The organism is Streptomyces sp. H27-C3 (genome assembly GCF_030063415.1).
Classification (GTDB): domain Bacteria; phylum Actinomycetota; class Actinomycetes; order Streptomycetales; family Streptomycetaceae; genus Streptomyces.
The window spans coordinates 32,539-59,219 of record NZ_JASITA010000002.1; the positions used below are offsets into that span (position 1 = coordinate 32,539).

Here is a 26,681-nt window from a genome sequence, read left to right on the forward strand (position 1 = left end):
CCCAGTTGTAAGGGGAGTGGAATATGTCACGGACGTCGCCCGGCGCTGAACTGGGCAGATAGTGTGACGCGATCCGGTGCTTCATGCCCTCAGGTCGTGGTCGCACTGCTGGATCGAAAGACCGAGCGCCTGAGGGGAGGCGCCTCGCGTGGCTCCGACGGAGGACTCAAGCAACCGTGGATGCGCAAAGCCGTGGGCGGGCCGAAGAAATCGACCCCGCAGACCAGTGGGTACTCAACGCGACCACAGGTCATTACGAATTGCGACTGGACCAATCCGCTGGGCAATCGCCCAGGTCCCCCGACAGTGGTAAGGGCAGTCGTTCTGCCCGTGATGCCTCCAGTGGGACCGCACCCGGGAAGACGCCCCGGGGCGGAACTCCCGCCCCGCGACGCGAGGTTCCCGGCCAGCGCAGCCGCCGGGCCGACGGTAAGGCGGGCGGCTCGCGCGACGACAAGTCCGGCCCGCAGGCCGGGCGCCGCAAGCGCAAGCCGCAGAAGACACGCAAGAAGAAGGCGCTGCTGTGGACCGGCGGCGTCACAGCGTTCGTTCTCATCGGCGGCTCGTTCGGCGCGTACCTCGTCTACCAGCACTTCAACGGGAACCTCAACACGATAGACGTCCCCGGTGCGGGCAGCGGCGGCTTCAAGAAGGACGAGGCCGTCAACGTCCTGGTAATCGGCACGGACAAGCGCACGGGCGCGGGCAACGAGGGTTACGGCGACAAGGAGAGCCTCGGCCACGCCGACACCACGATCCTCTTCCATGTCTCCAAGGACCGAACGAACGCGACCGCGCTGTCCATCCCGCGCGACCTGAAGACCGACATCCCGGACTGCCCCACGAAGGTCGACGGCGCCGAGAAAGTCGTCCCCGGCGAGCGCGACGTCCGCTTCAACACCAGCCTCGGGCAGGCGGACCGCGACCCGGGCTGCACCATGCGCACCGTCAAGGGGCTCACGGGCCTGACCGTCGACCACTTCATGATGGTCGACTTCAACGCGGTCAAGACGCTCACCAGCGCCGTCGGCGGCGTCGAGGTGTGTGTCGCCAAGGATGTCGACGACCCGGACTCGCACCTCAAGCTGTCGGCCGGCAAGCACACGATCGAGGGCGAGCAGGCCCTCGCGTTCGTCCGCACGCGGCACAGTTTCGGCAACGAGAGCGACCTCGACCGGATCCAGACGCAGCAGCAGTTCCTGGGCTCGATGATCCGCAAGATGAAGTCCAGCGAGACGCTCACCAGCCCCACCAAGGTGTTCGACCTGGCGAATGCGGCCACCAAGGCGCTGACCGTCGACAGCGGAATTGGTGACATCGACAAGCTCCGCGCCCTCGGCATGGAGCTCGGCAAGGTCAACCCGAAGAACATCACCTTCGCCACTCTTCCGGTGAAGGACAACCCGGCGGAGACGGTCAAGGCGACGGTTGTCGTCGACGAGCCGAAGGCCGACCCGCTGTTCGCGATGATGGCGTCGGACACTTCGCTGACCGAGGTGAAGGCCAAGGAGAAGGCGGCCAAGAGCAAGCAGGAGGCGCTGCTCAAGGGCCCCCGGTCGGCAGCCGATGACGTACGCGTCAGTGTCTACAACGGCGGCGGCCCCCCTGGCTCCGCCTCATCGACGCTGCTCTGGCTCCAGAACGAGATGCTCGTGACGAAGTCCAGCAACGAGAGCAATGCCCCCAACCAGCCGAAGTCGACCCTGGCGTACGCCCCGAACCAGGCCGATCAGGCCCGCAAGCTCGCGGACATGATGGGGCTGCCCGCCGCGGCGATGAAGCCCGGCACGAAGGACGCCAAGGGACTGGAGCCGATGACCCTGGTCCTCGGTGCCGACTTCAAGGAAGCGGGCACCCGGATCGCTCCGCCGGCAAAGGCGCCGGAGGGAATCCAGAAGGTCGGGGCCGACAAGTCGGTGTGCGCCAAGTGACCTCGGGTCACCTGGCCGTACGAAACATCTGAACGAGCGGGGGATCTGGTGGGGCAGAGCAGCGTGCGGGGTGATAGACCGCGACAACGCGATCGACGGGCCCGCGCACTGGGCTGGGACGACAGCCTGTACGAGGGCGGGAGCGGCCCGGGGGCCGCACCGGGCGGCAGTGGCGACGACTCCGGCGACGACCGGGGCGGTGAGGGCCGGAGAAACGGCCCGCCGCCTCGCAAGGGCGGCGGGACCAGCGGTGGGAGAACGCGCGGGAAGGGCCGAATACTGCGCCTGACCACGATGGTCCTCTCGGTGCTCATACTCGCCGTAGCCGGCGCCGGCTACCTCTACTACAACCACCTCAACAGCATTCTGAAGAAGAACGAACTCACCCTCGGCGACAAGGCCATGGCCGACCACAAGGCCAACGCCGCCGGGCAGACCCCGATGAACATCCTGCTCATCGGCTCGGACGCCCGTAACTCCGACGTGAACAAGCGGCTCGGTGGCGCCCGGGACACCTTCGACAGCCCGCCGCTCGCGGACGTACAGATGCTGGTGCACGTCTCCGCCGACCGCAGCAACATCTCGGCCGTCAGCATGCCGCGCGACACCCTGCTCAAGATGCCCAAGTGCACCGACCCGGACACCGACAAGGTCTACCCGGCGAGCACCGGGCTGATGCTGACCAACGAGAGCCTCGGCCGCGGCGGCCCCGGCTGCACGGTCGCCGCCTGGTACAACCTGACCGGCATCACCATCGACCACTTCATGATGATCGACTTCGGTGGTGTGGTGTCCATGGCGGACGCCATCGGCGGCGTCCCGGTCTGTGTCACCGACAACGTCCGCTCCCGCGACAGCCAGGGCCACGGCTCGGGCCTGAAGCTGAAGAAGGGCACCACCAAGGTGCAGGGCGAGCAGGCCCTCCAGTGGCTGCGTACCCGCTACGGCTTCGAGGACGGCACCGACCTCGCCCGTACCCACGCCCAGCACATGTACATGAACTCGATGGTCCGCGAGCTGAAGCAGAACACCAAGCTCAGCGATCCGATCAAGCTGCGCAAGCTCGCCGAGTCCGCCACCCGCGCGCTCACCGTCGACGAGGACCTGGGCACGGTCAAGAAGCTGTACGACCTGGGCGAGGACCTCAAGCAGGTCCCGACGTCCCGCATCACCATGACCACCATGCCGTGGCAGTACTCCACGGTGCGGGCCGGCAAGGTCGAGCCGAAGAAGGACGAGGCCGAGCAGCTGTTCCGGATGGTCCGTGAGGACACCCCGCTGGACGGCAAGGCCTCAAAGAAGGAGAAGCCGAAGGCCAAGGCGGTGTCGTCCAAGGACGAGGCCGCGCCCGCAGCGGAGATCGCCGTGATGGTGCGGAACGGCACCGGCAGTGCGAACGAGGCCCCGGTCCGTGGGCGCGCCGCCGCCGTCACCCAGGCCCTCGCGGCCAAGGGCTTCACACTGGCCAGGGCGGACACCCGGCTCAGCCCCCAGGAGCGGACCACCGTCCTCTTCCCCAGTGTCGATCTGGAGGGCGACGCCCAGGCCGCCGCCAAGGCCATCGGGGTGCCGCTGACGTCGGTGCGGAAGTCCACCGACGTCTCCGGTGTCACCCTGGTGGTGGGCGCGGACTGGCGCACCGGCAGCGTGTTCCCGAAGGCGGCGGTGAAAGCCGACGACAAGACGCCGGAGTCGGCGCGGGCACTCAACGGCGAGGACAAGAACGCCTGCATGAAGGTCGACAAGAACTTCACCTGGTAGCAGGCGCTACGCGAAGAAGGGCCCTGGTCACGTCGCTCACGACGCGGCCAGGGCCCTTCTCGTACGCTCCGGGCTACGGCTGGGGCTCGGCCTCGCGCACCGCCGGGCGGCGGCTCGCGATGACCTTCTTCGCCAGCGCGCGCGGGCTGGTCAGGAAGCCGTACCCCCACGACATGTGCATGGTCGCCAGGGCCACCGGGATCAGCGCCCGCGCCTTCAGCGACAGGCCCTTGCCCGCCGGGAGCGAGCCCCCCACGATCGCGGCCAGGTAGCCGGCCGGGACGACGAAGCCCCACGGGGTGAGGGCGACGCCCACCACGATGCCCGCGGCGATCGCGCAGACGGCGGTCGGCGGCGCGAGGTAACGCAGGTTGATCGAGCCCGAGTGGAAACGGGCGACGACATGGCGCCAGCGGCCGTAGTCCTTGTACTGCTTGGCGAGAGCCTTCACCGAGGGCCTCGGCCGGTACTGGACCTTCAGCTCGGGCGAGAACCAGATCAGCCCACCGGCCTCGCGGATCCGGAAGTTCAGCTCCCAGTCCTGGGCGCGGACGAACTCCACGTTGTAGCCGCCCTGCTGTTCGAGGGCCTCGCGCCGGAAGACACCCAGATACACGGTCTCGGCCGGGGCGGCCTCGCCGCCCGTGTGGAAGGCCGCGTTGCCCACACCGATCCTGGAGGTCATGGCCGCGGCGACGGCTTCCTCCCAGGCGTTCTCGCCCTCGGCGTGCATGATGCCGCCGACGTTCTGGGCGCCCGTCTCCGCCAGGAGGCGGACGGCCGTCGCGATGTAGTTCGGCGAGAGCATGCCGTGGCCGTCGACCCGCACCACGATGGGGTGCCGGGAGGCCTTGATGGCGGCGTTCAGCGCGGCGGGCGTGCGGCCCGTCGGGTTCGGGACGGTGTGGACGCGGGGGTCCTCGCGCACCAGCTCGGCGGCGATCTCGTCGGTGCGGTCCGATGACGGGCCGATCGCGATCACCACCTCCATCTCGCCGTCGTAATCCTGTTCCAGGATGTGACGGACCGAGTTGCGCAGATGCCGCTCCTCATTGAGGACCGGCATGATCACGGAGACTGCGGGGGTGGCGTTCATCGGGGGTCACGTTACCGCGAATGGGGGACACGGACGCGCCGCGGCCGGGTCGCTGCGCCAGGTCGCGGATCGTACGGGCTTACGGTGCTCAAGATCCCCCCTTGCCTTCGCGGAGGTGTCTCAGTTGCCCACGTCGCCCCGCCCTCAGCAGAGCCGCACAAGCCGCAGCGGAAGGCAGGACGAACGCCCACGGTGGGCCATGCGCATGGCCACGACTCTCTCGGTCGTCGTGCTCGGCGCGGGTGGCATCGGTCACGCGGTGCTGACCGGCATGGAGAGCGGCATCGACCGGGTCGACCCGTTCCGGGACATGAAGAACCGCCCCGAGGGCAGTCACGGCACGAACATCCTGCTCGTCGGCACCGACGGCCGCGACAAGATCACGAAGGCCGAGAAGGAGAAGTACCGACTGGGCGGCGCCCCCTGCCACTGCACCGACACGATCATGATCGTGCACATTTCCGAGGACAACGGGCGCGCGAGCATCGTGAGCCTGCCGCGGGACAGTTACGCGGAGGCGCCCGAGCACAAGGACCAGTCCAGCGGTGAGCATCACAGGATGCACCCGGTGAAGATCAACGCGGCGTACGCGGAGGGTGGCCCCCAGCTCACGGTGCGGACCGTGGAGCACATGACCAAGGTGAAGATCGACCACTATCTGGAGGTCGACTTCACCAGCTTCATGAAGACCGTGGACGTGGTCGGCGGGGTGGAGATCTGCACGGTCCGCCCGCTGAAGGACTCGTACACCGGTCTCGACCTACCGGTCGGCACCCACCGGCTGAACGGTGGCGCGGCCCTGCAGTACGTACGCTCCCGGCACATCGACGGGGCATCGGACCTGGGCCGCATGCAGCGCCAGCAGCGATTCCTCGCGGCCTTCATCGCCAGGGCGAGCAGCAGTGGCATCCTGCTGAACCCGGTGAAGTTCCAGCAGGTCACCGGCACGCTGCTCGGCTCCGTGCGCGCGGACAAGGCGTTCGGCAGCCATGAGATGCTCGCTCTGGGCCGGGCGATGAAGGGCTTCTCGCCGGCGTCCTCGGAGTTCACGTCCGTACCGATCGGGAAGATGGGCTACTCCGACGAGGCCATCGGGTCGACCATCAAGTGGGACCCGGTGAAGTCCGAGAAGCTCTTCAGGGCGCTGCGCGAGGACAAGCCGCTCGCCCCGCACCGGGTGAGGAAGCCGAAGGCGACGATCGTCGATGTGGCGCCTCAGCAGATCCGCGTCCAGGTCTACAACGGGACACCGACTGTGGGTCTCGGCAAGAGCCTCGACAAGTCGCTGCGGCGCACCGGTTTCCGGACCACCAATATGCCGGTCAACGCACCCCGGCTGAACCTGGCGCGCACCCTCGTCACGTACGACCCGCGCTGGGACCGCTCGGCGGAGTCGCTGCAGGCGGCGCTGCCCGGGTGCGAGATGCGCGCGGTGCGGGGCCAGGGCGGGCTGCTGACGGTGACCGCGGGCGCCGACTTCAAGGCGAATCCCGGGCTGGTCAAGAAGGTGATGGCGGAGGATCCCTATCAGGGCGAGTTCGGGGCGGTCACCGGCGACCAGGTGGTGTGCCCGTGAGGGTGCCTCTCCGGAGGGGGCTGCGCGGGGGCCTGCGCGACTGCCGGTCCCCGACTTCCGGGGATCGTGCCTTTCCCCGCGCCTGTGACGGCCGGGGGGCGCCCGTCCGATGATCAGTCGTCGATGCCGTCGGCGATGCGCTTCTCCCGCAGTTCCTTGATCGCGCGGCGCCGGGCGAGCCGGTGCGTACGCCGGATCTGGGCCTCCTGGTAGCGCCGCTTGTCGCGCTCCGTCTCGGGCTGTACGGGCGGCACGGTGCGGGGCTTGCCGTCTGCGTCGACGGCCGCGAAGACCAGGTAGGCGCTGCCGACCTGCTGGGCGGGGGTCGACTCGTTCCAGCGCTCGGCAAGGACCCGTACACCGACCTCCATCGAGGACCGGCCGGTCCAGTTGACCTGCGCCTTCACATGGACGAGGTCTCCCACCCGCACCGGCTCCAGGAAGACCATCTCGTCCATGGAGGCGGTGACGGCGGGCCCGCCGGAGTGCCGTCCGGCGACGGCTCCGGCCGCGTCGTCCACCAGCTTCATGATCACACCGCCGTGCACGGTGCCGAGCAGGTTGGTGTCGCTGCCGGTCATGATGTGGCTGAGCGTGGTGCGGGACGCCGAGGTGGACTTGCCCGGAATGTCCGCTTCTGAGCGCGGGGCCTGATCTGTCATGCCCTCCACCTTATGCGGGGTCACCAGTGCATCAGCTCTGCAACAGCACTGCCCCGATTTCACGCCTGCTCTGTGAGCCACCGGTATTTTGCCTGCACACTGGTCCGCATGAACGACTGGCCCAACGGGTGGACCAACGACCGCGGCGACCGTAACGGACGCGGCGGCGGCGACGCGCGGCCTGAAGGCGCGCGGGTGATGCGGCATGTGCAGCGCGGGCAGATTCCGCAGCCGGCCGCCCCGCCGCGCGGTCCTGTCCCGCCGCAGCAGTCGCAGGGGTACGACGACGAATACGGCCGCGGCGGCGGCAACGGCTACAACACAGGCCAGGTCTACGGCGGCGGCGACTCCCCGCCCCGCGGCGGGCGCGCGCCGCGCAGCGGACCGGCGCCGGACTGGAGGCGCCGTATCAAGCTCGGATCCATCACCCTGATCGTCGTACTGCTCGCCGTCTCCATCGGCACGTACTTCTGGGCGGACGGCAAGCTCAAGCGTGAGGTCGACCTCTCGAAGGTCATCGAGCGCCCGGGGGCCGGCGACGGCACCAATTACCTGATCGTGGGCTCCGACAGCCGCGAGGGCATGACCGCGGACGACAAGAAGAAGCTGCACACCGGTTCCGCCGAGGGCAAGCGGACCGACTCGATGATGATCCTGCACGACGGTTCCAACGGGCCGACCCTGATCTCCCTGCCGCGCGACTCCGACGTGGAGATCCCGTCCTTCGTCGGCTCGCAGTCCGGCAAGACGTTCCCGGCCCAGGGCCGGCGGGTGAAGCTGAACGCGGCGTACGCGGAGGACGGCCCCGAGCTGCTGGTGCGGACCGTCGAGCACAACACCCACCTGCGCATCGACCACTACGTGGAGATCGGCTTCGCGGGCTTCGCCGGCATCGTGGACGCGATCGGCGGCGTGGAGATCGACATCCCGAAGGCGTTCAAGGACAAGAAGTCGGGCGCCGACTTCCAGGCGGGCAAGCAGACGCTGAACGGCGAGGAGTCCCTGGCGTTCGTCCGGACCCGGTACGCCTTCGCGGGCAGTGACCTGGACCGTACGAAGAACCAGCAGAAGTTCCTGGCGGCGCTGGCGAGCCAGACGGCGACGCCGAGCACGATCCTCAACCCGTTCAAGCTGTACCCGACGATGGGTGCGGGCCTGGACACTCTGATCGTCGACAAGGACATGTCCCTGTGGGACCTGGGCCAGATGTTCTTCGCGATGAAGGGGGTCACCGGCGGCGAGGGCAAGTCGATGAACATCCCGATCTCGGGCAGCAACGGCGGCAACCTGGTCTGGGACAAGGCGAAGGTCGCGCAGCTGGTGGATCAGCTGAAGAAGGACGAGAGGGTCACGGTCACCGGGAACTAGTGCCGCGGCAGGTGACGTTTGCCCGTCAAGGAGCGGCGTCCGGTGCGTGCTCTCGGCGTGCCGGCCGGAAGTCCTCGTACTGGACGTACTTGGGCTTTCGGCCGGTGCGGCGAGAGTATGTGCCGGCCGCCGCGACGGGGTAAACGTTGCCTGGCGCGGCACTAGGGCGTGTCCGGAGCCGTGTTGTGCGGGAGGGGCACGGACGGTCTGCCGTCCGGGCCCCTCCCGTTCGTGGTTACGGCTCGACGGTGACCGTCGCGGGTGGCTCAGTGCGCGTTCTCCGTGGGCCGCAGGTCCTTCGGAATCCACGCCCAGGTCATCGCCGCCGCGCCCAGCGCCAGCACCGAGCCGACCAGGAAGGCCGGTGTGATGGCCGTGGTGTACGCCGCCGAGACCGCGTCCAGCAGGGTCCGGCCCGCGTCGCCACCGATGCCCTGGGCCACGTGCGCGGCCTCGCCCACCGAGTCGCGCACCGCGCCGAGCGCCGGCCCGTCCACGCTCAGCGCGGGCAGGTTCGCCCGGTACAGGGCGGTCGCCAGGCTGCCCAGGATGGCGACGCCCAGGGCGGCGCCCAGCTCGTAGCAGGTCTCCTCGATCGCCGCGGCGCCGCCGACGTCCTGGGCCGGGGTCGCGGCCATCAGGGTCACGGAGGCCACGGTGGTGGCCAGGCCGACGCCGAGCCCGAGGACCGCGAGCGCGGCGGCGACCGCCGGGTACCCGATCTCCGCGGACCGCTGGACCACCCACGGCAGGGCGAGCCCGGCGGCCATCACGACCAGTCCGGTGCCGAGGATGTGCCGGATGGGGAAGCGCTGCATCAGGGACGGGGTGACCATCGAGGTGACGATCAGTCCGAGCGGCGCAGGCAGCAGCCGGATGCCCGCTTCGAACGGGGTGTAGCCCTGCCCGTACTGGAACCACTGCGTGACCAGGAACAGCACCGCGCCCATGCCGACCATGCCGAGGAAGATGGCGGCGGCGGCGATGCTGAAGGCACGGCCGGCGAAGAGCCGGACCTGGAGCAGCGGGTTGTCCAGCCGGAGCTGGCGGCGTACGAACACCGTCAGCGAGACGGCGGCCAGGGCCAGCAGGAGCCACGGCAGCGGGGCGGTGAAGCCGCTCTTGCCGAGCTGCTTGATGCCGCCCGCGAGGGCGAGCATGCCGACGATCGACTGCCCGACGCCCCACCAGTCCCACCGGCCGGCGCGCGGCGAGCGGGACTCGGGCAGACACCGGGCGCCCAGCGCGATCACCAGGGCGGCGACGGGCAGGTTCAGCAGGAACGCGGAGTGCCAGCCGAAGTCCTGCACGAGCAGCCCGCCGACGACCGGCCCGAGCGCCATGCCGCCACCGAGGACGGCCGCCCACACGGCGTACGCGAAGGCCCGCTCGCGGGCGTCGGTGAAGACGTTGCGCAGGATCGACAGGGTCGACGGCATGATCGCCGCGCCGCCGACGCCGAGCAGTGCGCGGGCCACGATGACGTGCCAGGCCTCGGTGGAGAACACCGCGAGGAGCGAGGCGAACGCGAAGATCCCGAAGCCGAGCAGCAGCATCCGCTTGCGGCCCGTCCGGTCGCCCAGCGCGCCGGCCGTGACCAGCAGGCCGGACAGGACCAGGGCGTAGATGTCGATGATCCACAGCTGCTCGACCGAACCAGGTCCCAGGTCGGAGACCAGCGAAGGGAACGCGACGTTGAGGATCGTGGTGTCCATCGCGATCAGCAGGAGGCTGCCCGACAGGATCGCCAGGACGATCCAGCGCCGGGGGTCCAGGCGCTGGGCCTGCCCGGTGCTGTGTCGGGTGGCGGCGAGGGGGGACATGAGACTTCCGTTCCGAGACTGGTGGGATCCGAGACCGACAGGACCCATCTGAGACACCAGTGTCTCATTGAACCGGAGAATGTCCCACTCCTTTTCCGCCCGGCCCATGCGAACGGCCCCCGGCGTGACGCCGGGGGCCGTTCCAAGTGCTCAGCCCGGAGGCTGTGCGCTCACCGCACTACGGCAGGTTGCGCGCCATGACGATCCGCTGGACCTGGTTCGTGCCTTCATAAATCTGGGTGATCTTCGCGTCGCGCATCATGCGCTCCACCGGGTAGTCACGGGTGTAGCCGTACCCGCCCAGCAGCTGGATCGCGTCGATCGTGATCTCCATCGCTGCGTCGGACGCGAAGCACTTCGCCGCCGCGCCGAAGAACGTCAGGTCCTCCTTGGCGCCGCCGGCCGAGACGCGCTCGGACTTGGCAGCCGCAGCGTAGGTGAGCTGGCGGGCCGCCTCCAGCTTCATCGCCATGTCCGCGAGCATGAACTGCACGCCCTGGAAGTCGCCGATCGGCTTGCCGAACTGCTTGCGCTCCTGGACGTAGCCCTTGGCGTAGTCCAGCGCGCCCTGCGCGATGCCGAGCGCCTGGGCCGCGATCGTGATGCGGGTGTGGTCCAGGGTCTTCATCGCGGTGGCGAAGCCGGTGCCCACGTCGCCGATCATGCGGTCCGCGGGGATACGGACGTTGTCGAGGTAGACCTCGCAGGTCGGGGAGCCCTTGATGCCGAGCTTCTTCTCCGGGGCGCCGAAGGAGACACCCTCGTCGGACTTCTCCACGACGAAGGCGCTGATGCCCTTGGAACGCTTCTCCGGGTCCGTGACGGCCATCACCGTGTAGTAGTCGCTGACGCCCGCATTGGTGATCCAGCGCTTCACGCCATTGAGGACCCAGAAGTCCCCGTCGCGCACGGCCCTGGTCTTCATGCCGGCCGCGTCGGAGCCGGCGTCCGGCTCGGAGAGGGCGTACGAGAACATCGCCTCGCCCTTGGCGAGCGGGCCCAGGTACTTCTTCTTCAGGTCCTCGGAGCCGGAGAGGATGACCGGGAGCGAGCCCAGCTTGTTCACGGCGGGGATCAGGGAGGACGAGGCGCAGACACGCGCCACCTCTTCGATGACGATGACCGTCGCGAGGGCGTCCGCGCCCGCGCCGCCGTAAGCCTCGGGCACGTGCACCGCGTGGAGGTCGGACGTGACCAGGGCGTCCAGCGCCTCCTGCGGGAAGCGGGCCTCCTCGTCCACCGCCGCGGCGAACGGGGCGATCTTCGCCTCGGCGAGGGAGCGCACGGAGTCGCGGAGCATGTCGTGCTCTTCGGACACGCGGTACAGGTCGAAATCAGGCGTACCTGCCAAGGTCTCTTCACTCCCCAAAGATGCTAACTACCGTTAAGTAACCATGATTTTAGTGGGCCCCGCCGTCTCAGGCATACGTGAGCTTGCCGACAGCGGGGAACCGGCGGAAATCGAGGCGGAAACGACCGACCGTACGAGCCCGACTATGCTCGGGCAGCGCCCGCCCGCCCGCACCTCCCTGGAGCACCACATGGCCCTCAGAATCACCGTGATCGGCACCGGATATCTCGGCGCCACGCACGCCGCGGCCATGGCTGAGCTGGGATTCGAGGTGCTCGGCCTCGATGTGGTGCCCGAGAAGATCGAGATGCTCTCGGCCGGCAAGGTCCCCATGTACGAACCCGGGCTCGAAGACCTGCTGCGCAAGCATGTCGCGGGCTTCGAGGGCTCCAGCGGGCGGCTGCGCTTCACCACGTCGTGGGAAGAGGTCGGCGCGTTCGGCGACGTCCACTTCGTCTGTGTGAACACCCCGCAGAAGCACGGCGAGTACGCCTGCGACATGAGTTACGTCGACTCCGCCTTCGCCTCGCTCGCCCCGCAGCTGACCAGGCCCGCCCTGGTCGTCGGCAAGTCGACCGTCCCGGTCGGCAGCGCCGCCCGGCTCGCGGCGCTGCTCACGGAGCTGGCCCCGGTGGGCGCGGACGCGGAGCTCGCCTGGAACCCGGAGTTCCTGCGGGAGGGCTTCGCCGTGCGGGACACGCTGCATCCCGACCGCATCGTGGTGGGTGTGGAGAGCGAGCGCGCCGAGAAGACGCTGCGTGACGTCTACGCGACGCCGGTCGGGGAAGGGTCGCCGTTCGTGGTGACGGACTTCCCCACGGCCGAGCTGGTGAAGACCTCGGCGAATTCCTTCCTGGCGACCAAGATCTCGTTCATCAACGCCATGGCCGAGGTGTGCGAAGCGGCCGACGGCGACGTGGTGAAGCTGGCCGAGGCCATCGGGTACGACGAGCGGATCGGCAAGAAGTTCCTGCGGGCCGGCATCGGCTTCGGCGGCGGGTGTCTGCCCAAGGACATCCGGGCCTTCATGGCGCGCGCCGGTGAGCTGGGCGCCGACCAGGCGCTGACGTTCCTGCGCGAGGTCGACTCGATCAATATGCGACGCCGCGGCCACATGGTCGAGCTGGCCCGCGAGGCGCTGGGCGGCGGCGGTTTCCTGGGCAAGCGGGTGGCGGTGCTCGGCGCGACGTTCAAGCCCGACTCGGACGACGTACGCGACTCACCTGCGCTCAATGTCGCCGGGCAGATCCACCTCCAGGGCGGCCAGGTCACCGTCTACGACCCGAAGGGCATGGAGAACGCCCGGCGCGTCTTCCCGACCCTGGCCTACGCCCCGACCGCGATCGACGCGGTGCGTGGCGCGGATGTGGTGCTGCACCTGACGGAGTGGCGCGAGTTCCGTGAGCTGGACCCGGCGGAGCTGGGCGAGGCCGCTTCGGTGCGGCTGATCCTGGACGGGCGCAACGCGCTCGACCCCGTGGTGTGGCGCGAGGCCGGCTGGACGTACCGCGCGATGGGCCGCCCGCGCGCGTAACGAGGAGCACTTCACGGGGGCGTTCAACGGGGCAGCGGGTCCCGTCCGGGTCAGGCCGGGCCCGCGCGCCTCGCCCGGTACTTGCGCATCTTCGCCCGGCTGCCGCAGACCGCGACCCATGCAGTAACCGTTACCGTCAAAGGGGAGCAACCGGTAACCATCTGAGGAGGAACCATGCCTGTGGCCAAGCTGGGGACCGTCGTCCTGGACTGTCCGGACCCGGAGGCGCTCGCGCGTTTCTACGCGGAGCTGCTGGGCGGGGAGCCCACGACCGAGGAGGGGTGGGTGGACCTCGCCGGGCACGAGGGGACGCCACTGGCGTTCCAGGCTGCGCCCGAGTTCGTACCGCCGAAGTGGCCCTCGCCCGACGGCTCACAGCAGTTCCATCTGGACCTGACGGTCGAGGATCTGGACGTGGCGGAGGAGCGGGTCATCGCGCTCGGCGCAAAGCCGCTGGAGGCGACGGACCGGGAGCGTTCCTTCCGGGTCTACGCCGACCCTGCTGGGCACCCGTTCTGCCTCTGCGCCGGCTGACCGGCGCGTCCTGAGGCGGACGGGGGCCCGGAGCCCGGCGGCTACAGCCCGTCGAGCTCCTGCGCCGTGGCCGTCGACGGGCCGCGGCGCCGGCGGGCGGCGCGGGCCGTGAATTCCGCGTTTTGCATCGTGCGCGCCACATTGCCCCACGTCAGCAGGGCGATGTCGGCGTCGTCCCAGCCCCGGTCCAGCAGCTCGGTCACGACCTTCGGGTAGCAAGATGTGTCCGGCAGCCCCTCGATGTGCGGCGCCTCCGTCCCGTACATGGCACCGAGCCCCACGCACTCGCGGCCCGCCACCTCGCGTACGTGATCGAGGTGGTTGACCAGCTCACCCACGGTCGAGCCGACCTGTTCCGGGGCGAAGCTGACCATGCAGACACCCTTGTCGGGCGCGAGCAGGCTCAGTACGTCGTCGGGCACGTTCGCCGGGTGATCGACGAGCGCGAGGGCGCCGGAGCGGGAGAAGAGCACCGGCGCCCTCGCGACGGTGAGGACCCGTTGCGTCGTCAGGTCGGACGCGCCCACCAGGTCGATGAGCATGCCGAGGCGGTTCATCTCCCGTACGACCTCCTGGCCGAAGCGGGTCAGCCCCTTCCCCTCCTGGGTCCAGCGCGTGCCCGCGAACGCCACGCTGCGCACGCCCAGCGTGTGGTACGCCCGGAGTGTGCCCAGCGATTCGCCGAGCGCGTGGCCCGAGACGGGGCCGAGCAGCGAGGCGATGCGTCCGCAGTTGCGGGCGTCGGCCATGCTGCCCGCGTCCTGCGCGAGCCGCAGGCTTTCGGGGTACGCGGCCACGAGCGACCTGACCAGGTCTATCTGTTCGAGGGTGACGCTGACGGCCCGGTCGCCGGTGTAGTCCACCGGCACCTGCAAGGACCAGAACTGCGCGCCGACACCACCCGCCCGCAGCCGGGGAATGTCCGTGTCCAGGGTGCTCTCGCCCAGTTCGAGGTCGTGCCACGTCAGGGCCCTGAGCTTCCAGGCCAGGCCGTTGCACCCGTCGGCGACGGGGTGCTCGGCGAGCAGCGCGCGGGCATGCTGCTCGGCGGGCCGGACTTCGGGCGCTGGGACGGCAGCCGGCTCCGTGTACACGGGTGCGCTCTCGGCCAATGGCTCGGCGTACGCGGCTGTGCACTCGTCCGACGGTTCCGCGTACACGGGTGTGCACTCGGTCGATGGCTCGGCGTGCGCGGGTGCGCCGCTCCTGGCCTCCGGGTCGAGTTGTCCGACCGAGGAGGAGGAAGTGGCTGAGTCGGTGTGCGGATCGTCCTGTAGATCTGCCATGACTGGGCTCCGGGTTCGGCGACGGCAGTCCGGCAACCGTGACACGGGAGCGGCAGGGGTTCGCGGCGGACGGAGCGTTCGGGGGTACGGGGCGGGACCCGGTGTACCTCCACCTCGTGTATCCGCCCCATACGCCTCCCGCAGCGCCTCACCCGTTCGTGTCAGCCGTTCGTGTCAGCCGTCGAGCAGCCCGATCGTGGCGTTCGACGGAGCGCTGCGCGTTTGGAGGTCGCGGGCCACGTCCTCCGCGTCCCGCAGCGTACGGACCGCGTTCTGCCAGGTCAGCTTGGCCAGGTCGGCCGACGACCAGGAACGCCGCAGCAGCTCGGCGATCAGGTTGGGATAGCCGGACACGTCCTCCAGGCCCACCGGGGTGAAGGCCGTCCCGTCGTAGTCGCCGCCGATGCCGATGTGATCGACCCCGGCGACCTCACGCATCCGGTCGAGGTGGTCCGCGATCGTGGCGGGCGTGGCCATCGGGCGCGGACGGGTGTCCTCGAAGGCGCGGTGGATCTTCATGGCCTCCGGTGTCGTCTCCAGGTGGTGGAGGCCGTGGGCGCGCATGTTCTCGTCGGCGAGCCGGGTCCACTCCCCCGCCGCGGGCAGCACGAACTTCGGCACGAACGTCGCCATCGCGATGCCGCCGTTCGCCGGCAGCAGCGCGAGTACGTCGTCCGGGATGTTGCGCGGGTGGTCGCAGACCGCGAGCGACGAGGAGTGCGAGAAGATCACCGGCGCCACCGAGGTGGCCAGAGCGTCGCGCATCGTCGTGGCGGCCACGTGGGACAGGTCCACCAGCATGCCGGTGCGGTTCATCTCGCGTACAACCTCACGGCCGAAGGCCGACAGGCCGCCGACCCCCGGCTCGTCCGTCGCCGAGTCCGCCCACGCGATGTTGTCGTTGTGGGTCAGCGTCATGTACCGCACGCCCAGGGCGTACAGCGCCCGCAGGGTGGCGAGGGAGTTGTTGATGGAGTGGCCGCCCTCGGCGCCCATCAGGGAGGCGATCCTGCCCTCGGCGCGGGCCGCTTCCATGTCCTCGGCCGTGAGGGCGCGCGCCAGGTCGTCCGGGTAGCGGGCAAGGAGCTGGGTGACGACGTCGATCTGCTCCAGGGTCGCGCTGACGGCGTCGTCCCCGGCCAGGTCGGACCGTACGTACACGGACCAGAACTGCGCGCCGACACCACCGGCGCGCAGCCGGGGGATGTCGGTGTGCAGGTGCGCCTGCTGGTCGGTGGCGATGTCACGCCGGCCGAGGTCGTAGCGGACCTGCTCGCGCAGGGCCCACGGCAGGTCGTTGTGACCGTCGACGACGGGGTACGCGGCGAGCAGCTCGCGGGCCGCCGCAAGGTGCTCGGACCCGGCCGTCGGACCCCGGTCCGGGGCGGTCACTTGCCGAAGCCGAACTTGTCCCCGGCCATGGCCTTGGCGCGCAGCCGCTTGCCCTTCTCCGTCGCCTGATCGTTCAGCTCCTGCTGGAACTCCCGCATCCGGACGAGCAGTTCGCTGTCGTGGGTGGCGAGGATACGGGCGGCCAGCAGCCCGGCGTTGCGCGCGCCGCCCACCGACACGGTGGCGACGGGCACACCCGCGGGCATCTGCACGATGGACAGCAGCGAGTCCATGCCGTCGAGGTACTTCAGCGGCACCGGTACGCCGATGACCGGCAGCGGGGTGACGGAGGCCAGCATGCCCGGCAGATGGGCGGCGCCACCGGCGCCCGCGATGATCGCCTTCAGGCCGCGGCCGTCGGCCTGCTCGCCGTACGCGATCATCTCGCGCGGCATCCGGTGCGCCGACACGACGTCGACCTCGTAGGGGATCGAGAACTCGTCGAGTGCCTTGGCGGCCTCTTCCATGACGGGCCAGTCGGAGTCCGAGCCCATCACAATGCCCACTACAGGAGTCATTCGGTGATCGTTCCTCGCAGGTAGCCGGCGGCATGACGGGCGCGCTCCAGCGCGTCGTCGAGATCGTCGCCGTAGGTATTGACGTGCCCGACCTTGCGGCCCGGCTTCACGTCCTTGCCATACATGTGGATCTTGAGCTGGGGGTCCCTGGCCATGCAGTGCAGATACGCCGAGTACATGTCCGGGTAGTCGCCGCCCAGGACGTTGCACATGACCGTCCAGGGCGCACGGGGCCGCGGGTCGCCGAGCGGCAGGTCCAGGACGGCCCGGACGTGGTTGGCGAACTGCGAGGTGATCGCGCCGTCCTGGGTCCAGTGGCCGGAGTTGTGCGGGCGCATCGCGAGCTCGTTGACGAGGATGCGACCGTCGGTCGTCTCGAAGAGCTCGACCGCCAGATGACCGACGACGCCCAGCTCCTTGGCGATGCGCAGCGCCAGCTCCTGCGCCTGGCCGCCGAGTCCTTCCGGGAGGCCGGGCGCCGGGGCGATCACGGTGTCGCAGACCCCGTCGACCTGCCGGGACTCGACGACGGGGTAGGACACGGCCTGGCCGTGCGGGGAGCGCACGATGTTCGCCGCGAGCTCCCGTACGAAGTCGACCTTCTCCTCGGCGAGGACCGGGACGCCGGCCCGGAAGGGCTCCTCGGCGTCCTTCTCGCTGCGGACGAACCAGACGCCCTTGCCGTCGTAGCCGCCCCGCACGGTCTTGAGGATCACGGGGAAGCCGTCGCCCTCCGCCGCGAAGGCCGCCGCGTCCGCCGGATCGCTCACGATCCGGTGCCGCGGGCAGGGTGCTCCGATCTCCATCAGCTTCTTGCGCATCACCCCCTTGTCCTGGGCGTGCATCAGCGCGTCGGGCCCGGGGCGGACGGGAACGCCGTCCGCCTCCAGGGCCCACAGGTGCTCGATCGGGACATGCTCATGATCAAAAGTGATCACGTCGCAGCCGCGCGCGAAGGCGCGCAGCGTGTCCAGATCGCGATGGTCGCCGATGACGACATCGCTGACGACCTGGGCCGCCGAGTCCTGGGGGGTGTCACTGAGGAGCTTGAATCTGATGCCGAGGGGGATGCCCGCCTCGTGGGTCATTCGGGCGAGCTGACCGCCACCGACCATGCCGACTACCGGGAACGTCACGCCTCCAGGGTATCCGCAGGCCCGCGACCTCCGATCCGGCTGCTCCGCGTCACGGCCCGGACGCCCGGTGTGACAAATCGCGACGGATCGATGGTGCGCGCAGGCATCGGCGGTGGGCGCTGGGTACGACCTCGGGGGCAATGGAGCGTGGATCAGCGAGCGGCGTCCTGCGGCTTCGCGTCCAAGGCGGAGGAGGGAGGCGACGCGGAGCGTCGTCGACCGACGACAACGCCGGAGGCGGAGCCGCAGGGCGCCGGGAGCCCGCGCGCCATCGCCCGCGAGGTCGTTAGCATGGACGGACGGCCCCGGACCGCCGGAGGCCCGAGCGACACCGACCGAGCGGGGATGGGCAATCACCATGAGCGAGCGAGGAGCACTGCGGAAGCGACTCGACCGGCTCGTCCGTGAACTCGCCAAATTCGGTGCGGTCGGAGCCGTCGGCTTCCTGGTCAACGCGATCGTCTTCAACGTCTGCGTGCACTACTTCGACCTCGCGGTCGTACGCTCCGGGGTCATCGCCACCGCGGTCGCGATCGGCACGAACTATCTCGGCAACCGCTACTGGACGTACCGCAGCAGCGACAAGCGCGGCCGCAGCCGGGAGCTCACGCTTTTCCTGCTCTTCAGCGGCGTCGGCCTGGTCATCGAGAACGGCGTCCTCGCGCTGTCGCACTACGGCTTCGGTTTCACCTCGACGCTCGCCGACAACGTCGCGAAGAACGTGATCGGCCTCGGCATCGCGACGGTCTTCCGCTTCTGGTCGTACCGCACCTGGGTCTTCCGCGGGACGCCCGCGTACGGCGCCGTCGAGACGGCCGAGTCGTTCCTCGACGACCGTCGGGCCGTCCAGGTGGACCGCGTCACCTGATCGTCGGCTCCGGCTCTTCCTTCTCCTGCGTCCTGTGGTCCTTCGAGCCGGGGGCCACCCGGCTCAGGAAGAGCGCGAACACCGGCGGCAGCTGCTGGAGCATCTCCAGGCGGCCACCGTCCGCCTCCGCCAGATCACGCGCGACGGCCAGGCCGATGCCGGTGGAGTTGCGGCCGCTGATGGACCGCTCGAAGATCCGCGCCCCCAGATCGGCCGGTACGCCGGGGCCCTCGTCCGTCACCTCGATGACCGACTGGTTGCCGGTGATGCGGGTGCGCAGGGCGACCGTACCGCCGCCGTGCATCAGGGAGTTCTCGATCAGCGCGGCCAGCACCTGGGCGACCGCGCCGGGGGTGCCGACGGCCCGCATGCCCGGCCGGCCCGAGTGCACGATGGCGCGGCCCGCGCTGCGGTAGGCCGGGCGCCACTCCTCGATCTGCTGCTTGACGATCTCGTCGAGGTCGAAGGCGACGGCGGAGCCCGTCCGCGGGTCGCGGGCGTTGGTGAGCAGCCGCTGCACGACGTCGGTGAGCCGCTCGACCTGCGTCAGGGCGATCGTCGCTTCCTCCTTCACCGTCTCCAGGTCGTCAGTGAGGGTGATCTCCTCAAGACGCATGGACAGCGCGGTCAGCGGCGTACGGAGCTGGTGGGAGGCGTCGGCGGCGAGCCTGCGCTCGGCGGTGAGCATCCGCCCGATCCGCTCGGCGCTGGAGTCGAGCACATCGGCGACCCGGTCCAGCTCGGGCACGCCGTAGCGCTTGTGGCGGGGGCGCGGGTCGCCGGAGCCGAGGCGCTCGGCGGTCTCGGCGAGGTCGGTGAGCGGGGAGGCCAGCCGGTTCGCCTGGCGTACGGCGAGGAGCACCGCGGCAACGACCGCGAGCAGCGCCACCGCGCCGATGATCAGCAGGGTGCGGCCGACCTCACGGCTGACGGTGGAGCGGGACTCCTGGACGGTGACGGTCTCACCGTGGTCCCCCTTGGCCCTGCCCTGGATGACCCCGCCGTCGGGACGGTCGCCGATCTCGATGGAGTCGCGGCCCGGCAGGTCGATCCGGGCGTAGCGATCGGCGTCGATCTGCTCGGCGAGCACCGCGGGGTTGACCCGCTCCTCACCGAGGAGCTTGCTCTCGACGACGCTGATCAGCCGCAGCGCCTCGGAGTCGACGCTCTCCTGGGCGCTGTTGCTGATGGTCCGGGTCTCGACGATGACCAGGGAGACGCCGAAGACCGCGATGACGACGAGCACCACGGCGAGTGTGGAGTTGATCAGACGACGGCGCATGGCTGTGTGTGTACGTCAGCTCTTCTCGAAGCGGAAGCCGACGCCCCGCACGGTGGCGATGTAGCGCGGGTTGGCGGCGTCGTCGCCCAGCTTCTTGCGGAGCCAGGAGATGTGCATGTCGAGGGTCTTGGTCGACGACCACCAGGTGGTGTCCCAGACCTCGCGCATCAGCTGATCGCGGGTGACGACCCGGCCGGCGTCCCGCACGAGGACCCGCAGCAGGTCGAATTCCTTGGCCGTGAGCTGGAGTTCCTCGTCGCCCATCCAGGCCCGGTGCGACTCGACGTCGATCCGTACGCCGTGGGTGGAGGGCGCGGGGACGGGCTCGCTGGCGCCGCGCCGCAGGAGGGCCCGTACCCGGGCGAGCAGTTCGGCGAGGCGGAAGGGCTTGGTGACGTAGTCGTCGGCGCCGGCGTCCAGGCCGACCACGGTGTCCACCTCGTCGGCGCGCGCGGTCAGCACCAGGATGGGGATGGCGTGGCCCTCGGCGCGCAGCCTGCGGGCGACCTCCAGGCCGTCCATGCCGGGCAGCCCCAGGTCGAGCACGACGAGGTCGACTCCCCCTTGGAGACCGGCGTCGAGCGCGGTCGGTCCGTCCTCACGCACTTCGACCTCGTAGCCCTCCCGACGCAGGGCGCGGGCCAGCGGCTCCGAGATGGATGCGTCGTCCTCGGCGAGCAGTACACGGGTCATGGGGTGATGGTAGTCGTCGCAAGGTACAAGCCGTGGGGCGATCGCCGGTGGAACGTCCGTCCCTGCGGCTTCGGGATGCAATCCTGGTATTGCCCTTCGAATCAGCGCCAATGGTTCCAGTGCTGCCTGTGATCCATCTCTCAAGTCCTTCCATATCCGCCAGTGTCGTGTCGTATGGTGTCGAGACGCCTTTAGCAGCACTAGGTGACTTTTGGTGGCAGGCACGCCAACGGTCACCTTTCTGCGTGGGGTTGGCATCGCCACCCCACGGCGGTGAATGACCTCAATGACCTGTGGGCCGGGCCCCCTTGCGCTGTGGCGCGGCGGGTGTGGATCCCGCGTACGGGCTCAGCTCCGTACCGGTGCCGGCCGCCCCCCACCGGGCGCGTACCAGCTCACGAGGCGGACGCGTCCCGAGCGAGCAAGGATCGACCATGGCGTCCAGCCTGACGAAGGACTCCCCCAGCGTTGCCGGGACTGAACGGACCTTCTTCGGCCACCCCCGCGGCCTGGCCACCCTCTTCATGACGGAGATGTGGGAGCGCTACAGCTTCTACGGCATGCGAGCCCTGCTCGTGCTCTACCTGTCGGCCTCGGTCGCCGACGGCGGTCTCGGCTTCGACACCGCCACTGCCGTCGCCGTCTACAGCGTGTACAACGCGATGGTCTACCTGCTCGCCCTGCCCGGCGGCTGGTTCGGCGACCGCGTCTGGGGCGCCCGCAAGACCGTGGCCATCTCCGGCACGATCATCATGATCGGCCACTTCCTGCTGGCTCTGCCGGCGGAGATCTCCTTCTTCATCGGCCTGGCGTTCATCGCCGCCGGTTCGGGACTGCTCAAGGCCAACATCTCCACGATGGTCGGCCACCTGTACCCGGACAAGAACGACCCGCGCCGTGACGGTGGCTTCACCATCTTCTACATGGGCATCAACCTCGGTGCCTTCGTCGCGCCGCTGACCATCGGCTACGTCGGCCAGAAGGTCAACTGGCACTACGGCTTCGCGATGGCGGGCGTCGGCATGGCGCTCGGTCTCGCCTTCTACTTCCTGGGCTTCCGCAACCTGGCCGAGAAGAGCAATCACGTACCGTCGCCGCTCTCCGACGCCGAGCGCGCCGCCACGATCAAGAAGATGCTGACCTGGCTGGCCATAGCGGTCGTCGCATACGCCGTCATCGGCGGCACCGGCTCTTTCACCATCAACTGGGTGCTGTGGCCGCTCACAATCCTGGGCCTGCTGCTGCCCACCTGGTACATCTTCCGCATCAAGCGCGACCCCGAGCTCGACAAGGTCGAGAAGTCCCGCATGTCGGCGTACGTCTGGTTCTTCGTCGCCGCCGCGATCTTCTGGGGCATCTACGACCAGACCGGCTCGACGCTGAGCCTGTTCGCTGAGAAGAGCACCGCGACCACGCTGCTCGGCTTCGACTTCCCGACCAGCTGGTTCCAGTCGCTGAACCCGCTGTACGTGATGGCGCTGGCCCCGGTCTTCGCCTGGGTCTGGGTGGCGCTCAACCGCCACAAGAGGGAGCCCAGCACGCTGGTGAAGTTCACCTTCGGTCTGGTGCTCATCGGCATCTCCTTCGGCGTGATGATGCTGGCGCAGTCCGCCGCGGCGGGCGGCGCGATGGTCACCCCGCTGTGGCTGGCCTCCGTCTACCTCATCCAGACCGTCGGTGAGCTGACGCTGTCCCCGGTCGGCCTGTCCCTCACCACCAAGCTGGCCCCGGCGAAGTACGCCAGCCAGATGATGGGCGTCTGGTTCCTGGCCGTGACGGCCGGCGACTCGGTCATCGCGCTGCTTCAGCTCATGGGCGCCCCGACCGACACCACCTTCTGGTTCGCCAGCCAGGGCGCGCTCGCTGTCCTCGCGGGCCTGGCGATCTTCATGTACCGCCGGAAGGTCCAACCGCTCATGGGCGGCGTGCACTGACGCACCCCGACGCACGAATGGGCCGCCGCACCGGTTCGGTGCGGCGGCCCATTCGTGCGTCAGCTCACCTCGCGCCCCGCAGCCGCCGCCACGGGGTGAAGGTGAACACCGCGCCGCCCAGCAGGATCACCGTGCCGGCGATCAGACCCAGCGCGCGCAGGCCGCCGTTGTCCGAAGCGCCGGTGTCGGCGAGGCCGCCGCCGGAGTCGGTGCCGCCACCGGACGGCGCGCCGCCCGCGCCACCCGCGCCCGCGGTGTCACCGCCGGACGCGGTGCCTCCTGAGGCGCCGCCCGGCTGGGCGGAGGTGTCGAGTTCGAGGGAGACGTTCGCCTCGCCCTTGACCGTGCACGGGATGTTGATCTTCTGACCGCCCAGGGTGACGTCGATCGTCAGGGTGCCGGGGCTGAGCGTCGACTTGCCGTCGGCGCCCGGCTTGTACGTCCCTGTCATGTCGGGCAGGTCGACCGGCTTGCCCTGCTCCAGCGGTTCCGGGTTCCCGGGGCCGGTCACGGAGACGCTGCCCTTGTCCGCGCCGCCGATCGTGATCGCCATGGAGGGCTTGAGCGCGCCCGCGGGAAGTGCGGCCGGGCTGTCCATGACGCCCTTGGCCGTCTTGACCGTGAGGCCGTAACTGCCGCCTTCCTTCTTGGCGTTGATGGTCACCTTGCTATCGATGCCCGCAGGGCCCGGCGACTTGCACGCGAAGGCGACGCTGACTTCCTTGCCCGGGAAGTCGCTCCCGCCGTCGCCACCGCCCGTCGTGCCGCCGGAGGTTGAGCCGCCTGTGGTGCCGCCGGTGTCACCGCCGCCGGACGTGGTGCCGCCGGTGTCGCCGCCACCCGTGGTCGTACCGCCGGAGGTTGTGCCGCCAGACGTCGTACCGCCGCCACCCTCCGTGACCTTGATGGTCGCTCCGGCCTTGACCGTTTCCTTCGGCGTGCACTTGGTGTCGGTCGAGATGGGCTTGCTGACGTTGGTGTTGTACGCGTCGGGCGTCAGCGTGACCTCGCCCACCTTCTCCAGCTTCAGCTTGCCCTTCATCTCGGGCAGGATCATCGGGCTGTTCTTGGGGATCGGCGGATTCTGCCGCGGCCCGTCCATCGTGAGGTCGCCGCTCGCCGCGCCGCCCACCTTGATCGTGCCGGTCGGCTTGACCGTGTCCTTCCCCAGATCGAGGATGTCCGGGTTTTTGGAGGCGGCCTCGACCGTCTTCCACACCACTTCCACCTCGTCGCCGACCTTGGCCTCGGCGGGGGCGGTGATCTCCACCTTGGTCGTGCCCTGGATGGGCGGCAGGCCGGATATGGCCGGGGGTACGCACTCGGTCTTGTACGAGACTTCGGCTGCTTGCGCGGGACTCGCCACCAGCAGGATTCCCGCACCGCCGAGCATCAGCGCGACCCCTGCCGCACTCATCCTCCGTTGCGTGCTCACAAATTTCCCTTCGTCGTCGGACTGTTCTGGGACGGTGCGGAGATCTGGGCGTGCGGCCCCGGCGAGTTGTCCGGGGTGAACCACGGCAGGACCGTGCCGGTGCCGGCCGTGGAATCGGGGGGCGGGGACGCGGGGTCACCGCGCGGAGGCCTGCGGGAAGCACTCGGCGGGCGTACCCCGGGCGGTTTCAAGCCGGGGAGGCGCACCGTGCGGTGGCGGCCCGCGCGGCCCGCCGCCGCACGCGGCCGTGCCTTGTCGACGACCGCCATGCCGATCCGGAAGACGGCGGCCGGCACGACCACGCACAGCAGGAGCCAGAACAGCGTGATGCCCCACGGCCGTCCGACGCCCCACGGCTGCTCGGCGAGCACCTTCGGCCCGTACTTCAGCGAGACGAGGTAGTCGCCGTGCGCGCCCGCCGACAGTTGTACGTCCAGCTTCACCTGGGCCTTGCGGCCCGGCTGGATGGTGCCCCGCCACTGGCGCTGCTCCCACTGCGGGGCGAAGACGCCGTGCGAGGAGCCGATCTGGAAGACGGGGTCCTTGACCGGGTCGGAGCCGAGGTTGCCGACGGTGACCACGAGGGTGCGGGTGGCCGGAGCGCCGAACCAGGTGAGGAGGGAGCCCGAGCCGTCGAGCCTGGCGGCCGCGAGCACGGCGAGCCTGCCGCCCCCGCCCGGCTCCGGCAGCGGCTCGACGGGGTGCCCCGCGACCTTGAACGCGGCGTGGGCGACGGCCCGTTCGCCAGTGACCGTGGCGACATGCACCACGCACGGGCACGATTCGGGCGGCTCGGACACCGGCATCTGCTTACGGAACGCGCCCTTGGAATCGGTGGTCACCGCGCGGCCGTCGGAGTTGGCACAGGCGTTGGTGCCGCCGATCACACCGCGCTCGGGTGTCGCCCGGCCGCAGATCAGCATCATCAGCAGGGTGTCGGGCCGCCAGCCCGAACCACTGACGGTGATGTCCCCGCCCTTGCCCGCCTCGTCCTTGGAAAGCTTGACGGTGGGCTTCCCGTCCGCCGCGACCGAACCCGCGGCGCGCGGGAGCGCGGCGGCCGAGGTTGTCGCGGGCGTGAAGGTCGGGGGTGTCGCGGCCGAGGGCGCGGCGGGCAGCATCACCAGGACGGGCAGCAAGGCCGGCGCGAGCACCGCCGCCCAGCGGCGAACGGCCCGGTCGGCGCTGTCGGCGCGGCCGGGCGGGGTGTCCCGTTGCTGGCCACGCGGGATGTACCGTACCGGCGACGCAGGTGTGTCCCGTCGCGTAGACGCGGTTGGCTCGCGTCCCGGGCCGCGCGGGGTGTGCTGTGTGCGCCGTGTGGGCGTCACCCAGCCCGCGCTGCTCCTCACGATCGCACTCCCGCCCTCGCCAATTGCCGTTCTGTACCGGTCTCTTCGCGGCCCGCCGCCTCGGGATCCCCGCAGCTGCGGGGATCCCCGTCGGCATCCCCATCGCCGCCGGCATCCCCGCCGGCATCCGCATCGCCGCCGGCATCCCCGTCCGCATCGGACCCGGCGGTGGCCCGCCCCGGCCGCCGCCGACGTCGTACCAGCCGGGCTGCCGCGCCGCCCGCCGCCAGCAGCACTGCACCGGCTGCGGCCACCGCCGTCCACGGCACGAAGGTCGTCGCGGCCGAGGCCTCGGCGTGTGCGCCGCCCGGCGCGGTCACCGTCAGCCGCACCTCGGCCCGGTCGAGTGTGGGGACGTTCGGCCAGGGCTCGGTCAGCTCGACCCGCTGGCCCGGCAGCAACTCCACGGGCAGGGCGCGGGCGTCGCGCCGCAGCAACTCCCCGAAGACGCCCTCCGCACCCAGCGCGAGGCGCGGGGTGAGGGCGGTGTTGCCCCGGTTGACCAACGCGTACCGGACGATCGCGCCGTCGCCCCGCTCGCCCACCGTCACGTCCTCGACGGTGAGGGCGGCCAGCGTGGGGCCGCTGACCCGCAGATGGATCCGTACGCCCACTTCGCGCCCCCCGCCCGTGACGACGACGGCGCCGGGGTGGTCGCCGGGGGTCGCGCCCGGCGGCACCGTGACGGAGAAGGGGACCTCCGCGCGGGTGCGCGGTGGGATCCTCACCTCGCCCGCGGCGAGCGCGATCCACGCACCGGTCCCGGTGGAGCTCTGTTTCTCCCGTACGGCGAAGGCGCCGCCCCGCGCGTTGTACGCGTCGGCGCCGCGCAGTCGCACCGTGCGGGGCTCACTGCCGGGGTTGGCCAGCGACACCTTGTCCTGGAGGACGGTGCCGGCCGCGCCCTCCAGATAGAAGTACGGCCTGCCCTCGCCGCGCCCGTCACCGCGCCCTCCGCTCGGCGCCGCCGTCCAGGCCGGTCCGCCGTCCGCCGCGGGGGCGCCGGGGGCGGTCGGTGCGGACAGCAGGACGGCGCACAGCAGCATCCCGGCAACGGTGCCGATGCGACCTGCGGGACGGGCACAGCGGCGGGCAAGGTACAACGGCATGGGCGGCTCCCAGCTCCCAGGAACGACGTACGGGCGGACA

General features: G+C 70.1%; 21 protein-coding genes. 8 read left to right on the forward strand and 13 right to left on the reverse strand.

Features of this window, described 5'->3' with window-relative positions; all coding sequences use genetic code 11:
- Nucleotides 1-176 precede the first annotated feature (176 nt).
- The gene (locus QMK30_RS01495; protein WP_283515259.1) at nt 177-1,931 is read left to right on the forward strand and encodes an LCP family protein; all 1,755 of its coding nucleotides are present in this window, start codon (nt 177-179) and stop codon (nt 1,929-1,931) included.
- 48 nt (nt 1,932-1,979) lie between these two features.
- Nucleotides 1,980-3,692 (forward strand): LCP family protein, encoded by a 1,713-nt coding sequence (locus QMK30_RS01500; RefSeq protein ID WP_283515260.1) that lies wholly within the window; start codon nt 1,980-1,982, stop codon nt 3,690-3,692.
- A gap of 73 nt (nt 3,693-3,765) precedes the next feature.
- Here QMK30_RS01500 and QMK30_RS01505 read toward each other — a convergent pair whose 3' ends face one another.
- Nucleotides 3,766-4,788 (reverse strand): glycosyltransferase family 2 protein, encoded by a 1,023-nt coding sequence (locus QMK30_RS01505; protein ID WP_283515261.1) that lies wholly within the window; start codon nt 4,786-4,788, stop codon nt 3,766-3,768.
- A 124-nt stretch (nt 4,789-4,912) separates the two neighbouring features.
- Between QMK30_RS01505 and QMK30_RS01510 the strand changes: the two genes are divergently transcribed.
- Complete coding sequence (locus QMK30_RS01510; RefSeq protein ID WP_502963043.1) at nt 4,913-6,364, forward strand: LCP family protein; 1,452 nt, start codon at nt 4,913-4,915, stop codon at nt 6,362-6,364.
- A 113-nt stretch (nt 6,365-6,477) separates the two neighbouring features.
- On the opposite strand, the gene QMK30_RS01515 is transcribed toward QMK30_RS01510, so the two are convergent.
- Complete coding sequence (locus QMK30_RS01515) at nt 6,478-7,026, reverse strand: acyl-CoA thioesterase (protein ID WP_283515263.1); 549 nt, start codon at nt 7,024-7,026, stop codon at nt 6,478-6,480.
- Between the two features lie 108 nt (nt 7,027-7,134).
- Between QMK30_RS01515 and QMK30_RS01520 the strand changes: the two genes are divergently transcribed.
- Nucleotides 7,135-8,394: an LCP family protein gene (locus QMK30_RS01520; RefSeq protein ID WP_283515264.1), complete on the forward strand. Its 1,260-nt coding sequence runs from the start codon at nt 7,135-7,137 to the stop codon at nt 8,392-8,394.
- A 266-nt stretch (nt 8,395-8,660) separates the two neighbouring features.
- Here QMK30_RS01520 and QMK30_RS01525 read toward each other — a convergent pair whose 3' ends face one another.
- The gene (locus tag QMK30_RS01525; protein ID WP_283515265.1) at nt 8,661-10,217 is read right to left on the reverse strand and encodes an MFS transporter; all 1,557 of its coding nucleotides are present in this window, start codon (nt 10,215-10,217) and stop codon (nt 8,661-8,663) included.
- A gap of 178 nt (nt 10,218-10,395) precedes the next feature.
- The gene (locus tag QMK30_RS01530; protein ID WP_283515266.1) at nt 10,396-11,568 is read right to left on the reverse strand and encodes an acyl-CoA dehydrogenase; all 1,173 of its coding nucleotides are present in this window, start codon (nt 11,566-11,568) and stop codon (nt 10,396-10,398) included.
- Nucleotides 11,569-11,758: 190 nt separating this feature from the next.
- On the opposite strand from QMK30_RS01530, the gene QMK30_RS01535 reads away from it, so the two are divergent.
- Both QMK30_RS01535 and QMK30_RS01540 read left to right on the forward strand, forming a co-directional pair.
- Entirely contained in the window at nt 11,759-13,102 is a 1,344-nt protein-coding gene (locus QMK30_RS01535; RefSeq protein ID WP_283515588.1) for a UDP-glucose dehydrogenase family protein, read from the forward strand.
- A 174-nt stretch (nt 13,103-13,276) separates the two neighbouring features.
- Nucleotides 13,277-13,636: a VOC family protein gene (locus QMK30_RS01540; RefSeq protein ID WP_283515267.1), complete on the forward strand. Its 360-nt coding sequence runs from the start codon at nt 13,277-13,279 to the stop codon at nt 13,634-13,636.
- Nucleotides 13,637-13,677: 41 nt separating this feature from the next.
- Here QMK30_RS01540 and QMK30_RS01545 read toward each other — a convergent pair whose 3' ends face one another.
- From QMK30_RS01545 to QMK30_RS01560, 4 genes are all read right to left on the reverse strand, one after another.
- Entirely contained in the window at nt 13,678-14,922 is a 1,245-nt protein-coding gene (locus QMK30_RS01545; RefSeq protein ID WP_283515268.1) for a dipeptidase, read from the reverse strand.
- Between the two features lie 174 nt (nt 14,923-15,096).
- The gene (locus tag QMK30_RS01550) at nt 15,097-16,314 is read right to left on the reverse strand and encodes a dipeptidase (protein WP_502963044.1); all 1,218 of its coding nucleotides are present in this window, start codon (nt 16,312-16,314) and stop codon (nt 15,097-15,099) included.
- On the reverse strand, nt 16,311-16,832 hold the full coding sequence (gene purE, locus QMK30_RS01555; protein ID WP_283515269.1) for a 5-(carboxyamino)imidazole ribonucleotide mutase: 522 nt from the start codon (nt 16,830-16,832) through the stop codon (nt 16,311-16,313). The genes QMK30_RS01550 and purE overlap by 4 nt, the downstream gene beginning before the upstream one ends.
- Complete coding sequence (locus tag QMK30_RS01560) at nt 16,829-17,968, reverse strand: 5-(carboxyamino)imidazole ribonucleotide synthase (protein ID WP_283515270.1); 1,140 nt, start codon at nt 17,966-17,968, stop codon at nt 16,829-16,831. The genes purE and QMK30_RS01560 overlap by 4 nt, the downstream gene beginning before the upstream one ends.
- Before the next feature lie 358 nt (nt 17,969-18,326).
- Between QMK30_RS01560 and QMK30_RS01565 the strand changes: the two genes are divergently transcribed.
- Complete coding sequence (locus QMK30_RS01565; protein WP_283515271.1) at nt 18,327-18,836, forward strand: GtrA family protein; 510 nt, start codon at nt 18,327-18,329, stop codon at nt 18,834-18,836.
- Here QMK30_RS01565 and QMK30_RS01570 read toward each other — a convergent pair.
- Together QMK30_RS01570 and QMK30_RS01575 are read right to left on the reverse strand one after the other, a co-directional pair.
- The gene (locus QMK30_RS01570; RefSeq protein ID WP_283515272.1) at nt 18,829-20,118 is read right to left on the reverse strand and encodes a sensor histidine kinase; all 1,290 of its coding nucleotides are present in this window, start codon (nt 20,116-20,118) and stop codon (nt 18,829-18,831) included. The two genes, QMK30_RS01565 and QMK30_RS01570, sit on opposite strands and share 8 nt — an antisense overlap.
- 15 nt (nt 20,119-20,133) lie before the next feature.
- The gene (locus tag QMK30_RS01575) at nt 20,134-20,811 is read right to left on the reverse strand and encodes a response regulator transcription factor (protein ID WP_283515273.1); all 678 of its coding nucleotides are present in this window, start codon (nt 20,809-20,811) and stop codon (nt 20,134-20,136) included.
- Nucleotides 20,812-21,245: 434 nt separating this feature from the next.
- On the opposite strand from QMK30_RS01575, the gene QMK30_RS01580 reads away from it, so the two are divergent.
- Entirely contained in the window at nt 21,246-22,745 is a 1,500-nt protein-coding gene (locus QMK30_RS01580; protein WP_283515274.1) for a peptide MFS transporter, read from the forward strand.
- Between the two features lie 64 nt (nt 22,746-22,809).
- Here QMK30_RS01580 and QMK30_RS01585 read toward each other — a convergent pair whose 3' ends face one another.
- The 3 genes from QMK30_RS01585 to QMK30_RS01595 all read right to left on the reverse strand — a co-directional run bounded on the left by QMK30_RS01585 (nt 22,810) and on the right by QMK30_RS01595 (nt 26,641).
- A complete protein-coding gene (locus QMK30_RS01585; RefSeq protein WP_283515275.1) occupies nt 22,810-24,162 on the reverse strand; it encodes a hypothetical protein in 1,353 nt (450 codons plus the stop codon).
- Between the two features lie 14 nt (nt 24,163-24,176).
- The gene (locus QMK30_RS01590; RefSeq protein WP_502963048.1) at nt 24,177-25,301 is read right to left on the reverse strand and encodes a hypothetical protein; all 1,125 of its coding nucleotides are present in this window, start codon (nt 25,299-25,301) and stop codon (nt 24,177-24,179) included.
- A gap of 227 nt (nt 25,302-25,528) precedes the next feature.
- Nucleotides 25,529-26,641 carry a COG1470 family protein gene (locus tag QMK30_RS01595; protein ID WP_283515277.1) on the reverse strand — a complete coding sequence of 371 codons (1,113 nt, stop codon included), beginning with the start codon at nt 26,639-26,641 and terminating at the stop codon, nt 25,529-25,531.
- Nucleotides 26,642-26,681 lie beyond the last annotated feature (40 nt).

Bases quoted from the DNA above. Each gene is read 5' to 3' on its own strand.
- QMK30_RS01545 (WP_283515268.1), bottom strand. From the start codon at position 14,922: ATGGCAGATCTACAGGACGATCCGCACACCGACTCAGCCACTTCCTCC.
- QMK30_RS01595 (WP_283515277.1), bottom strand. From the start codon at position 26,641: ATGCCGTTGTACCTTGCCCGCCGCTGTGCCCGTCCCGCAGGTCGCATC.
- QMK30_RS01570 (WP_283515272.1), bottom strand. From the start codon at position 20,118: ATGCGCCGTCGTCTGATCAACTCCACACTCGCCGTGGTGCTCGTCGTC.
- QMK30_RS01515 (WP_283515263.1), bottom strand. From the start codon at position 7,026: ATGACAGATCAGGCCCCGCGCTCAGAAGCGGACATTCCGGGCAAGTCC.
- QMK30_RS01585 (WP_283515275.1), bottom strand. From the start codon at position 24,162: ATGAGTGCGGCAGGGGTCGCGCTGATGCTCGGCGGTGCGGGAATCCTG.
- QMK30_RS01565 (WP_283515271.1), top strand. From the start codon at position 18,327: ATGAGCGAGCGAGGAGCACTGCGGAAGCGACTCGACCGGCTCGTCCGT.
- QMK30_RS01580 (WP_283515274.1), top strand. From the start codon at position 21,246: ATGGCGTCCAGCCTGACGAAGGACTCCCCCAGCGTTGCCGGGACTGAA.
- QMK30_RS01540 (WP_283515267.1), top strand. From the start codon at position 13,277: ATGCCTGTGGCCAAGCTGGGGACCGTCGTCCTGGACTGTCCGGACCCG.
- QMK30_RS01525 (WP_283515265.1), bottom strand. From the start codon at position 10,217: ATGTCCCCCCTCGCCGCCACCCGACACAGCACCGGGCAGGCCCAGCGC.
- QMK30_RS01535 (WP_283515588.1), top strand. From the start codon at position 11,759: ATGGCCCTCAGAATCACCGTGATCGGCACCGGATATCTCGGCGCCACG.
- purE (WP_283515269.1), bottom strand. From the start codon at position 16,832: ATGACTCCTGTAGTGGGCATTGTGATGGGCTCGGACTCCGACTGGCCC.
- QMK30_RS01575 (WP_283515273.1), bottom strand. From the start codon at position 20,811: ATGACCCGTGTACTGCTCGCCGAGGACGACGCATCCATCTCGGAGCCG.
- QMK30_RS01590 (WP_502963048.1), bottom strand. From the start codon at position 25,301: ATGCTGCCCGCCGCGCCCTCGGCCGCGACACCCCCGACCTTCACGCCC.
- QMK30_RS01505 (WP_283515261.1), bottom strand. From the start codon at position 4,788: ATGAACGCCACCCCCGCAGTCTCCGTGATCATGCCGGTCCTCAATGAG.
- QMK30_RS01520 (WP_283515264.1), top strand. From the start codon at position 7,135: ATGAACGACTGGCCCAACGGGTGGACCAACGACCGCGGCGACCGTAAC.